The following is an 11,555-nucleotide window of genomic DNA, read 5'->3' as shown; positions in this document are numbered from 1 at the left end:
GGATACGGGAGAGCCGCGGTCCCGAACGAGGGCGATAGAAACGACTTACTTGCCGGCGAGCTTGAGGATGTTCTCGGCCTGGCTCTTGAGGCTTGCGGCCTCGCTGTCGGACAGATCGCTGGTCTTGCCGCCGCTCAGCACCTGATGCAGTACCGGCTTGCCATCGACGTCCCAGCTCACCCGCTCGGTGCTACCCGTCTTGGCGTCCTTGCTGGACTTCTTCTGCTGCACGGCCACCCACGGCTTGCCGGCCTTGTAGGCGTAGTCGGTGTCGGTGAAGCCCTTGTCGCCGTAGTCCACCTGCTCGCGGATGAACTGCACCTGCCCGTCGCGGCGGAACACCTGCCAGCCGCGCGAAGCATCCTTCTCCAGCTTGGTGCCGGACTTGATCTTCATGCCGCCGATCTGCTTCTTCAGGTCCTCGAACGCGGCGAGGTCCTTTTCGGCCGGGGTCTGCTGGGCGACCAGCTGGATCGAGACCTGGTTGCTGGCGCCCTTGGTCAGCACCGGCGCCTGCAGCGGCATCTCGTAGTTGCGGTCGCCGTCCACTATGTGCGCCTTGACCACGTACAGGTTGTTCGGATTGATCTTGGCCGGATCGAAGTCCAGCTCGAAGCTGACCGGGAACGACCCGACCGGCGAGATCGTCTTGGTGACGATCGGAGCATTGGGGGCCGCGGCGGTCGCGTCGCCGTTGGCGTCGGTCGGCGCCGCCGACACGTCGACCAGACTCACTTCGAGCTTGGCCTGCGGCGAGAGCTGTGCCGGTTCGCGCAGGGTGATCTGGCCGGTCACCTTGTTGTTCGCCTGCGGAGCCGCAGCCGAAGCGGCGTCGGCGGGGCCACCGTTCGCCTGGGGCGATTGGGTGGAGCTGTTGCAGCCGGCCAGCGCCAGCGCCGTCACCGAAACCAGCGACCAAATTACCTTGCGCATCGTGGAACCTCATCGAACGGTTTGAAACGGGCACGAGCCCTGTCAGGCGCGCTCGCGCCTCGCAAGGCACCGCGGGGGAAGTGGGCAAGCTTAGCCCAAAAAAGATCCACGGGAAAAGTCAAGATGCCGTGCTACACGGATGTGATCGCCCGGGGCCGACGGTGAAAGGGAGCGGAAAGCCGCAAGATGTTGTCTGTAGAGGGCTGCACGGCAGCGGCTCCCCCTTCTCGAAGGAACGATCAGGCTTGAATAGCTGTCGAGATTCAGCTGGCGTGCCGGGACTCCGTTCCGGCGCCTTCCCCTAGCGGTCATCAACCCCTGGCACGATCATGAACACTCGCCGCGCATCGCTTCTTCCCCCCTCGCTCTCCGAGACCAGCCGCCTCGACCCGGTTCCCAATCCCAGCAACAGCTTCGCCGAGCGCATTCGCCTGCTCATCCAGCGCGTCGGCAGCGCCACCGAAATCGCTCGGATGTGCGGCTTCTCCGAGGGCGTGGTGCGGAGTTGGCGCGACGGCAACAGTGACCCCTCGCGAGCCCGCTGCGTCACGCTTGCCAAGACCCTGGGCATCTCCCTGGTGTGGTTGGTCGCCGGTGAAGGCGCGATCCAGCCGGACGCCATGAGCAAGGCCTCGGAGGAGCAGTCGACGACCGAAGTGAGCGGACCGAACCGCAATCGGGAACCGTCGCTCGCACAGGGCTTCGGTGCAAGCCACCAGCAGATCAGCGACGGACACGGCGACGACCGGCGCCTGGCCGCTGCCCGTCGACTGCTGCAATCGAACCTGGCGCTGGCCGGTGCGCAACCGGGCCCGGCCGAGCAGGAGCGGATGCTTGCGGCGCTCTACGAGATCGTCGGGCCGGAAGGTACCCGCATCGATGCCGATGCGCTGTTGGCGTTTCAGCAGGCACTGGCCGAACGAAACCGGCAGGACCTCCGCACGCTGGCCTGAGGCCGTTCCATCCCAGCCGGAAGGAAGGGCAGCGCCGTCTGGCGCTGCCCTTTTGCTGTCCGCCCTATAGCAGCGCGATGTCGGCCACGGCGCTGAACTGCGATTTCAGGTGTGCGAGCAGGGCCAGGCGATTGGCGCGCACTGCCGGATCTTCGGCGTTCACCAGCACGGCGTCGAAGAACGCGTCCACCGGACCTTGCAGCAGGGCGAGGCGCTCCAGCACGCGACCGTAATCGCGCGCGCCCCATGCCTCCCGGGTCTCCCGGTCCGCCGCTTCCAGCGCATCGGCAAGCGCGCGCTCGGCGGGCAGCTCGAAGCGCGCCGGATCCACGGCCCGGGCCACGGCCGCGCCGGACTCCTCGGCCTGCTTGCGCAACAGATTGGCCACGCGCTTGTTGGCAGCGGCCAGGCTGCCCGCCTCGGGGCGACGAGAAAAATCGGCCAGCGCACGCAGGCGACGGTCGAAATCGGCCAGACTCGCCGGCGCAACGGCCAGCACGGCCTCGAACGACTGTCCGTCGAAGCCTCGCTCGGCGTAGTAGCCACGCAGGCGGTCATGCACGAACTCAAGCAGTTCGCGGCGCAGTTCGGCACGACGCTGTCCGGCGTCGAACTGCCGCTGGCTGCCGTCCCCGGCGGGCTTGACGCCTGCCTGCAGGGCAGCGTCCGGCAGCAGCTCCAGGGCTTCGGCAAACGCGGCGTCCAGGTCGATCTCCAGGCCGGCTTCGACCAGGGTGCGCGCCAGACCCAGCGCAGCGCGGCGAAGCGCGAACGGATCCTTGCTGCCGCTGGGTTTCAGGCCAACCGCAAAAATGCCGGCCAGCGTGTCCAGACGCTCAGCCACGGCGATCACCCGGCCCACGGCGTCCGCGGCGATGGCATCGCCGGCGAAGCGGGGCTGGTAAAAGCTGTCCAGCGCCAGCGCCACGGCCTCGGGCTCGCCCTGCCGGCTGGCGTAATAGCGGCCCATCACCCCCTGCAGTTCGGGGAACTCGCCCACCATGCGGGTCAGCAGATCGCACTTGGCCAGGCTGGCGGCACGGGTGGCCGCACCGGCATCGACACCGACCCGACCGGCGATGACGCGGGCCAGCTCGGCCACGCGTACGGTCTTGTCCCACAGGCTGCCGAGCGACTGCTGGTAGGTGACGTTCTTCAGCGCCTCCTGGTAGCTGGCAAGCGGCGTTTTCAGGTCTTCATCCCAGAAGAATTTGGCGTCGGCGAAGCGCGGCCGGATCACCCGCTCGTAGCCCTTGCGGATCTCTGCCGGATCCCGGCTGTCGACGTTGGCGATGCCGATGAAGTGCTCGGTGAGCCGCCCATCGGCATCGAACACCGGGACGAACTTCTGGTTCGCTTCCATCGTGGTGACCAGCGCCTCCGGCGGCACCGCGAGGAACTCGGGCTCGAAGGTGCAGGCGATCGCCACCGGCCACTCGGTGAGATTGGCGATCTCGTCCAGCAGCGCGTCGTCGAGACGCGGCACGCCACCAGTCTGTGCGGCAACGCGGGCCACCTCCTCGCGGATGCGGGCACGGCGGGCGGCCGGGTCGGCGATCACCTTGGCGGCGAGCAGCGCGTCCTCCCAGCTGTCCGCGTCGACCACGTGGATCGGCTGCGGATGCATGAAGCGATGGCCGCGCGACTTGCGCCCGCTCTTCAGGCCAAGCACCTCGCCGTCGATGATGGTGGTTCCGTGCAGCATCACCAGCCAGTGCGCGGGACGCACGAAGCTGTACTCGTGGTCGGACCAGCGCATCGGCTTGGGGATCGGCAGCGCCTTCAGCGCCTCGGCGACGATCTCCGGCACCAGGTCGGCGACCAGTTGGCCGGGCTTCACGCTGCGGTAGACGAACCATGCGCCCTTGTCGGTCTCGAGCTTTTCCAGCGCGTCCACGCCGACGCCGCAGGACTGGGCGAAGCCCAGCAGCGCCTTGGCCGGCTGGCCGTCCGCGCCGATGCCTGCAGACACCGCGGGACCGCGACGCTCGATCACCTGCTCCGGCTGGGCGAAGGCCACATCCGGTACATAAACCGCCAGACGACGCGGTGTGGCATAGACACTTGCGGCATCCAGGCCGGCGTCGATGCCGCGCTTGGCCAGCCCATCGCAGACGCCGCGGGCGAACGCGGCGGCCAGTTCGTCCAGCGCCTTCGGCGGCAGTTCCTCGGTGCCGAGTTCGATCAGCAACGGCTTGGCGGCGCTCATGCAGCCTGCTCCTTGATGTTCTTCAGGCCCGGGAATCCGAGCTTCTCGCGCTGCGCCACATACGCTTCGGCCACCGCGCGGGCCAACGTGCGCACGCGCAGGATGTAGCGCTGACGCTCGGTCACGCTGATCGCGCGACGGGCGTCGAGCAGGTTGAAGGTGTGACTGGCCTTCATCACCTGCTCGTAGGCCGGCAGCGGCAGGCCGGCGTCGATCAGCTGGTTGGCGGTGGCCTCGCAGACGTCGAACCAGCGCAGCAGTTCGGGCACGTTGGCATGCTCGAAGTTGTAGGTGCTCTGCTCGACCTCGTTCTGGTGGAACACGTCGCCGTAGGTCACCACGCCGCGCGGGCCGTCGGTCCAGACCAGGTCGTAGACGTTGTCCACGTTCTGCAGGTACATCGCCAGCCGCTCCAGGCCATAGGTGATCTCGCCCGTGACCGGGCGGCACTCCAGGCCGCCGGCCTGCTGGAAGTAGGTGAACTGGGTCACCTCCATGCCGTTGAGCCAGACCTCCCAGCCCAGTCCCCAGGCGCCGAGCGTCGGCGACTCCCAGTTGTCCTCGACGAAGCGCAGATCGTGCACCAGCGGATCGAGGCCGAGCTCCTTCAGCGAGCCGATGTAAAGATCCAGGATGTTCTCCGGATTCGGCTTCATCACGACCTGATACTGGTAGTAGTGCTGCAGGCGGTTGGGGTTCTCGCCGTAACGGCCATCGGTGGGGCGGCGCGACGGCTGCACGTAGGCGGCGGCCCAGGGCTCCGGCCCCAGTGCGCGCAGGAAGGTGGCAGGATGGAACGTGCCAGCGCCGACCTCGGTATCGAGGGGCTGCAACAACACGCAACCCTGCGCCGCCCAGTAGCGGTTGAGGGTCTGGATGACGTCCTGGAAGGTACGCGCGGACATGGCTTTCCGTGACCTGGGATAAAGCGCGTTAGTATAGCTGGGACCGCATCGCGGCCAGCTTTTCGGCACCCAGGACACCAGGAGTTCCCTCCCCTTCATGGCCACCTCCCCGCAAGGTGCTCCGCTGCTCGGCCGGCGTCATCGCCTCGAGCTGGACGAAGTGCTCGCCGCCCTGGTGGTGGATGGCTACCTCGCTGCCGACGATGCCCGACAGGTACGCATGGGCCATCGCGCCGGACGCAGCACGGTGGAGTTGCATCCGCTGGTCGTGGTCTCCCAGGCCAAGTTGCCCAACCGCCGGGAACCGGGGCGACCGCTCGGGTTGGAGACGCTGACCGAGTGGGTTGCCCGACAGGCTGACCTGCCCTACCTGAAGATCGACCCGATGCGCATCAACGTGGCGGCGGTGACCCAGACGGTCAGCCTCGCCTACGCGCAGCGTCATCGCATCCTGCCGGTCGCCGCATCCCCGGAGGCCATCACGTTCGCGACCTGCGAGCCGTTCGACGCCGGCTGGGCACGGGATCTGGCGCACATGCTCCGGCGCGACGTGCTGCGCGTGGTATCCAATCCACTGGACATCCACCGGTACCTGCAGGAGTTCTACGGTGTCCAGCGCTCGATCCAGTTGGCGCAGGATGCCAAGGGCGCGGGTGGCTACGATGCCTCGGCCGTGCTCAATTTCGAGCAGCTGGTCGAACTGGGCAAGACCGGGGAGGTCGGCGCCGACGACCGCCATGTCGTGCACATCGTCGACTGGTTGCTGCAGTATGCATTCGAACAACGCGCCTCGGACATCCATCTCGAACCGCGGCGCGAAGCCGGCAATCTGCGCTTCCGTATCGATGGCGTGATGCACAAGGTATTCGAGCTGCCGCCGCCGGTGATGACCGCGGTGACCTCGCGGATCAAGATCCTCGGTCGCATGGACGTATCGGAAAAGCGCCGTCCCCAGGATGGACGCATCAAGACCCGCTCCGCTGCCGGTCGTGAGGTGGAGCTGCGACTGTCCACCATGCCGACCGCCTTCGGCGAGAAGGTGGTGATGCGCATCTTCGATCCGGACATCGTGTCGAAGAGTTTCGAGCAGCTCGGCTTTTCGGAACAGGAGGGATCGACCTGGCGGTCGATGGTGGAGCGGCCGCACGGCATCGTGCTGGTGACCGGCCCCACCGGTTCGGGCAAGACCACCACGCTCTATTCCACGCTCAAGCACCTGGCGACGCCGGAGCTGAACGTGTGCACGGTCGAGGACCCGATCGAAATGGTCAGCCCCGAGCTGAACCAGATGCAGGTACAGGCATCGATCGACCTGGACTTCGCCGCCGGCGTGCGGACCCTGCTGCGGCAGGACCCGGACATCATCATGATTGGCGAGATCCGCGATCTGCCCACGGCGCAGATGGCGGTGCAGGCATCGCTGACCGGTCACCTGGTACTGTCCACCCTGCACACCAACGACGCTCCCAGCGCGATCACCCGCCTGCTCGACCTGGGTGTTCCGCACTACCTCATCCAGTCCACGCTCACCGGCGTGGTGGCGCAGCGGCTGGTGCGCACGCTCTGCGCCTACTGCAAGGAGCCGGCCGCGCAGGATCCGGACGAATGGATCGCCCTCACTCATGGCTGGACCGTGCCCCTGCCGGAGACGGTCTACCGGCCGGTCGGCTGCCTGGAGTGCCGCAACACCGGCTTCATGGGGCGTACCGGCATCTACGAGATGCTGTCGCTGGGTCGGTCGCTGCGCGTCCTGGTTTCGCCGCAGCTCGATCTGGCCAGTCTGAGCCGCGCGGCGCTGGCCGAGGGCATGCGTCCATTGCGTATTTCCGCCGCCGATCAGGTGGCGCTGGGCCTGACCACGGTGAAGGAAGTACTCACCGTGCTCCCGCCGATCGACCCGTCGGACACCTCGTCTGCCGCATGAAGGCCCCGGTACTTGTCATCCGGACCGGGTCCGCACCCGCCCCTATACGTGCGCGACACGGTGATTTTCCGCAGTGGTTCCGGGTGGCCACGGGGCTGGCCCGCGAACGTGTAAGGGAGATCGATGTGGTGTCCGGAGAGGCGCTGCCCGCTCCGGGCGAGGTGGCTGGCGCATTCATCACCGGCTCGGCGTCCATGGTGACCGACCGCGCGGCGTGGAGTGAACGGACCGCCGGGTGGATCCGGTCTGCGATGGATCGTGGACTGCCGTTGTTCGGGGTCTGCTACGGCCACCAGTTGCTGGCGCATGCGCTCGGCGGTCGCGTCGGTTACCTGCCCGGCGGACGCGAGATCGGCACCTTGCCCATCGAGCGGCTGGCCGAAGCGGTCGATGACCCAGTGGCCGGCGCAATGCCGGGCCGTTTCCACGCTCATACCACCCACGAACAGAGCGTACTCGAGCTCCCCGCGGGGGTCCGTGTGCTCGCCCGCTCCGCCAGGGATCCTCATCATCTGCTGCGATACGGCCCGAACGCGCTAAGCGTGCAGTTCCATCCCGAATTCAACGCCGAGATCATGCGCGCGTACATCCATCGCAAGCGACATGACATGCGCCGGGAAGGCAGTGATGCGCAGCGGGTCTATGCGTCGGTCAATCCCACCCCTTACGCTCGCAGGCTGCTGCGCAGCTTCGTCCGGCACCACGCGCTGGATCGCTGAGGCAGATCGGTCAACGCGGCTTCGTCGGCAGAGGGAACGGTGTGACCTTCTGACCGTCTGCAGCGTCGCGGATGCTCATGCTTCCCTTGCGTTCCACCTCCTCGACGCGGAGCACCGCCTGCATCGGCAGGTGCAATACGCGGGTATCCCCGAACTCCTCGCGCAGGCGTTCCTCGGTCGGATCGACAAGGAGTCCCTCTCCAGCAGGCTCGAACACCAGCTCGCCGACTTCGGTGAACCCCCATAGCGAGCTCGTGGCAACGTGCCGCGCGTACAAACTCGTACGACTTGCCCAGATGCAGGAAAGTGACCTTGTAGAGCTTCTTGTTGCGCATGGGATTCCGGCTCAGTGGCGCATGCGGCGCACGATCGCGTCACGCGAAAACAGGGCAAACAGCAAACCGAACAGAAACCCGGCGATGTGGGTCCACCACACAACCGCGCCATAGCTCGGACCGGCATAACTGAACAGCAGTTGCAGCAACACCCAGATGCCGATCAACAGGAACGCCGGGACGCGCACGAATTCCAGATAAAGGCCCAGGGGAAGCACCAGCCCCAACCTGGCCCGGGGAAACAGCGCGACGTAGGCACCCAGTACCGCCGACACCGCTCCGCTGCATCCGATGATCGGCCGCAGGACGCCTGCCAGCGAGAGCGCTCCGACGAGGTTCGAGGCCATGCCGCCAACAAGGAAGAGTGTCAGAAAGCGCAGAGAGCCCATCGACCGTTCGGCCGGCAGCCCAAAGATAGCCAGGAACAGCAGATTTCCGAGCAGATGCGTCCACTCGACGTGGATGAACAACGCGGTGAAGAGCCTCAGCAGCGCCGGATCGGTCAGCTGGGGAAGTAAAGGCTGCTTGATATCGAAGATGTTCGCCGGGATCGTCCCCCAGTCGAGCAGCCACGAGACACGCTCGGGCGGGTGCATCAGGGCGAGGCTTACGAAGCAGACGACACAGACGCTTACCAACAACAGCGTGGCCCAGTGCAGACGTGAGCGACGACGATTATCGACATGGACGAACATGTGGTGTCCGAAAGGTGGACAGAACCAAGAGTATTTCACGCCCGGCCCGCGGATACGGAGGACCATTGTCCAGAAACAGCATCCGCTGCAGCGAAGACGCAAATAAAAAGCCCCCTCCTGTTGGAGGGGGCTTTTCAAAAAAAGGTCCCTGGCAGTGACCTACTCTTGCATGCGGATGCACACTACCATCGGCGCGGCTGCGTTTCACTTCCGAGTTCGGGATGGGATCGGGTGGGGCCACAGCGCTATAGCCGCCAGGGAAGGGGTGCGGTCAGCGCTCAGGAGCGCCGGACCGGCTAAAGGGGTAAACGAGTGACAAGCGATTTGGAACCTTACGAGATGTTTCGCTGAAGAGAAGCGAAGCGTCTTGGGGTTATATGGTCAAGCCGCACGGCTCATTAGTACGCGTAAGCTCAATGCATTGCTGCACTTCCACACCGCGCCTATCAACCACCTAGTCTAGATGGGGCCTTAAGGAGAGTCGAGCTCTCGGGAGATCTCATCTTGGGGCGCGCTTCCCGCTTAGATGCTTTCAGCGGTTATCGCTTCCGTTCATAGCTACCGGGCAATGCCATTGGCATGACAACCCGAACACCAGCGGAACGTCCACTCCGGTCCTCTCGTACTAGGAGCAGCCCCCCTCAAATCTCCAACGCCCACGACAGATAGGGACCGAACTGTCTCACGACGTTCTGAACCCAGCTCGCGTACCACTTTAAATGGCGAACAGCCATACCCTTGGGACCGACTACAGCCCCAGGATGTGATGAGCCGACATCGAGGTGCCAAACACCGCCGTCGATATGAACTCTTGGGCGGTATCAGCCTGTTATCCCCGGAGTACCTTTTATCCGTTGAGCGATGGCCCTTCCATACAGAACCACCGGATCACTAAGACCTACTTTCGTACCTGCTTGATCCGTCGATCTCGCAGTCAAGCACGCTTATGCCTTTGCACACAGTGCGCGATGTCCGACCGCGCTGAGCGTACCTTCGTGCTCCTCCGTTACTCTTTGGGAGGAGACCGCCCCAGTCAAACTACCCACCATACACGGTCCCTGACCCGGATTACGGGCCTAGGTTAGAACGTCAAGCACTTCAGGGTGGTATTTCAAGGATGGCTCCACCAAGACTGGCGTCCTGGTTTCATAGCCTCCCACCTATCCTACACAGAAGAACTCAACGTTCAGTGTAAAGCTATAGTAAAGGTTCACGGGGTCTTTCCGTCTTGCCGCGGGAACGCTGCATCTTCACAGCGATTTCAATTTCACTGAGTCTCGGGTGGAGACAGCGCCGCTGTCGTTACGCCATTCGTGCAGGTCGGAACTTACCCGACAAGGAATTTCGCTACCTTAGGACCGTTATAGTTACGGCCGCCGTTTACTGGGGCTTCGATCAAGAGCTTCGCCTTGCGGCTGACCCCATCAATTAACCTTCCAGCACCGGGCAGGCGTCACACCCTATACGTCCACTTTCGTGTTTGCAGAGTGCTGTGTTTTTGATAAACAGTCGCAGCGGCCAGGTTACTGCGACCCTCCAGTGCTCAGTCACGCACGTGACCACACCGGAGGGCGCACCTTCTCCCGAAGTTACGGTGCCATTTTGCCTAGTTCCTTCACCCGAGTTCTCTCAAGCGCCTTGGGATTCTCACCCTGCCTACCAGTGTCGGTTTACGGTACGGTTTTTCTTAAGCTGAAGCTTAGTGGCTTTTCCTGGAAGCGTAGTATCAGTCACTTCGTCCCATAGGACTCGTCTCGGTGCTCGGCATAAAGGATCCCGGATTTGCCTAAGATCCATGCCTACCGCCTTTCCCCGGGACAACCAACGCCCGGTAGACCTAACTTTCTCCGTCCCCACATCGCACTTAAGAAAAGTGCTGGAATATTAACCAGCTTCCCATCGACTACGCATTTCTGCCTCGCCTTAGGGGCCGACTCACCCTGCGCCGATGAACGTTGCGCGAGGAAACCTTGGGCTTTCGGCGTGCGGGCTTTTCACCCGCATTATCGTTACTCATGTCAGCATTCGCACTTCCGATACCTCCAGCAAGCTTCTCAACTCACCTTCACAGGCTTACGGAACGCTCCTCTACCGCGCACACTTGCGTGTGCACCCCGAGCTTCGGTGTAGTGCTTAGCCCCGTTAAATCTTCCGCGCAGACCGACTCGACCAGTGAGCTATTACGCTTTCTTTAAAGGGTGGCTGCTTCTAAGCCAACCTCCTGGCTGTCTATGCCTTTCCACATCGTTTTCCACTTAGCACTAACTTTGGGACCTTAGCTGCGGGTCTGGGTTGTTTCCCTTTTCACGACGGACGTTAGCACCCGCCGTGTGTCTCCCGGATAGTCTGTCCTGGTATTCGGAGTTTGCCATGGTTTGCTAAGTCGCGATGACCCGCTAGCCATAACAGTGCTCTACCCCCAGGAAGATTCGTCCGAGGCGCTACCTAAATAGCTTTCGAGGAGAACCAGCTATCTCCGAGTTTGTTTAGCCTTTCACTCCTATCCACAGCTCATCCCCATCTATTGCAACAGATGTGGGTTCGGTCCTCCAGTGCGTGTTACCGCACCTTCAACCTGGCCATGGATAGATCACTCGGTTTCGGGTCTACTGCCAGAGACTATGCGCCCTATTCAGACTCGGTTTCCCTTCGCCTCCCCTATACGGTTAAGCTCGCCACTGACAGTAAGTCGCTGACCCATTATACAAAAGGTACGCAGTCACCCTTGCGGGCTTCCACTGCTTGTACGTATACGGTTTCAGGGTCTATTTCACTCCCCTCTCCGGGGTTCTTTTCGCCTTTCCCTCACGGTACTAGTTCGCTATCGGTCAGTCAGGAGTATTTAGCCTTGGAGGATGGTCCCCCCATGTTCAGACAGGGTT

General features: G+C 63.7%; 7 protein-coding genes, 2 rRNA genes and 1 pseudogene (1 of these 10 only partly in view). 3 read left to right on the top strand and 7 right to left on the bottom strand.

Going from position 1 to position 11,555, the window contains the following annotated elements:
- Window positions 1–45 precede the first annotated feature (45 nt).
- The gene (locus NC595_RS02480; protein WP_253564698.1) at window positions 46–933 is read right to left on the bottom strand and encodes a YbaY family lipoprotein; all 888 of its coding nucleotides are present in this window, start codon (window positions 931–933) and stop codon (window positions 46–48) included.
- A gap of 329 nt (window positions 934–1,262) precedes the next feature.
- On the opposite strand from NC595_RS02480, the gene NC595_RS02475 reads away from it, so the two are divergent.
- Window positions 1,263–1,886, top strand: coding sequence for a helix-turn-helix domain-containing protein (locus NC595_RS02475; RefSeq protein ID WP_253564697.1), 624 nt, complete (start codon window positions 1,263–1,265; stop codon window positions 1,884–1,886).
- Window positions 1,887–1,950: 64 nt separating this feature from the next.
- Here NC595_RS02475 and glyS read toward each other — a convergent pair whose 3' ends face one another.
- Complete coding sequence (gene glyS / locus NC595_RS02470) at window positions 1,951–4,095, bottom strand: glycine--tRNA ligase subunit beta (protein WP_253564696.1); 2,145 nt, start codon at window positions 4,093–4,095, stop codon at window positions 1,951–1,953.
- Window positions 4,092–5,000: a glycine--tRNA ligase subunit alpha gene (gene glyQ / locus NC595_RS02465; RefSeq protein ID WP_253564695.1), complete on the bottom strand. Its 909-nt coding sequence runs from the start codon at window positions 4,998–5,000 to the stop codon at window positions 4,092–4,094. Before glyQ ends, glyS begins: the two co-directional genes overlap by 4 nt.
- Before the next feature lie 97 nt (window positions 5,001–5,097).
- Between glyQ and tfpB the strand changes: the two genes are divergently transcribed.
- Both tfpB and NC595_RS02455 read left to right on the top strand, forming a co-directional pair.
- The gene (gene tfpB, locus NC595_RS02460; protein WP_253564694.1) at window positions 5,098–6,924 is read left to right on the top strand and encodes a type IV pilus assembly ATPase TfpB; all 1,827 of its coding nucleotides are present in this window, start codon (window positions 5,098–5,100) and stop codon (window positions 6,922–6,924) included.
- Window positions 6,921–7,643, top strand: coding sequence for a glutamine amidotransferase (locus NC595_RS02455; protein ID WP_253564693.1), 723 nt, complete (start codon window positions 6,921–6,923; stop codon window positions 7,641–7,643). Before tfpB ends, NC595_RS02455 begins: the two co-directional genes overlap by 4 nt.
- Before the next feature lie 10 nt (window positions 7,644–7,653).
- On the opposite strand, the pseudogene NC595_RS02450 reads toward NC595_RS02455, so the two are convergent.
- The 4 genes and pseudogenes from NC595_RS02450 to NC595_RS02435 all read right to left on the bottom strand — a co-directional run.
- Window positions 7,654–7,978, bottom strand: a pseudogene (locus NC595_RS02450) (DUF1820 family protein).
- Between the two features lie 11 nt (window positions 7,979–7,989).
- A complete protein-coding gene (locus tag NC595_RS02445) occupies window positions 7,990–8,673 on the bottom strand; it encodes a rhomboid family intramembrane serine protease (protein ID WP_253564692.1) in 684 nt (227 codons plus the stop codon).
- A gap of 146 nt (window positions 8,674–8,819) precedes the next feature.
- Window positions 8,820–8,932: ribosomal RNA gene (gene rrf, locus NC595_RS02440) — 5S ribosomal RNA — on the bottom strand.
- 118 nt (window positions 8,933–9,050) lie between these two features.
- Window positions 9,051–11,555 (bottom strand): 23S ribosomal RNA (locus tag NC595_RS02435); it runs 376 nt beyond the window's last position.

Source organism: Dyella lutea (assembly GCF_024158035.1).
Lineage (GTDB): Bacteria > Pseudomonadota > Gammaproteobacteria > Xanthomonadales > Rhodanobacteraceae > Dyella_A > Dyella_A lutea.
This window is presented reverse-complemented; position numbering and strand designations above follow the sequence as displayed.

Excerpts from the sequence above, each read along its gene's own strand:
- NC595_RS02480 (WP_253564698.1), bottom strand. The coding sequence starts at position 933 with ATGCGCAAGGTAATTTGGTCGCTGGTTTCGGTGACGGCGCTGGCGCTG.
- NC595_RS02475 (WP_253564697.1), top strand. The coding sequence starts at position 1,263 with ATGAACACTCGCCGCGCATCGCTTCTTCCCCCCTCGCTCTCCGAGACC.
- glyS (WP_253564696.1), bottom strand. The coding sequence starts at position 4,095 with ATGAGCGCCGCCAAGCCGTTGCTGATCGAACTCGGCACCGAGGAACTG.
- glyQ (WP_253564695.1), bottom strand. The coding sequence starts at position 5,000 with ATGTCCGCGCGTACCTTCCAGGACGTCATCCAGACCCTCAACCGCTAC.
- tfpB (WP_253564694.1), top strand. The coding sequence starts at position 5,098 with ATGGCCACCTCCCCGCAAGGTGCTCCGCTGCTCGGCCGGCGTCATCGC.
- NC595_RS02455 (WP_253564693.1), top strand. The coding sequence starts at position 6,921 with ATGAAGGCCCCGGTACTTGTCATCCGGACCGGGTCCGCACCCGCCCCT.
- NC595_RS02445 (WP_253564692.1), bottom strand. The coding sequence starts at position 8,673 with ATGTTCGTCCATGTCGATAATCGTCGTCGCTCACGTCTGCACTGGGCC.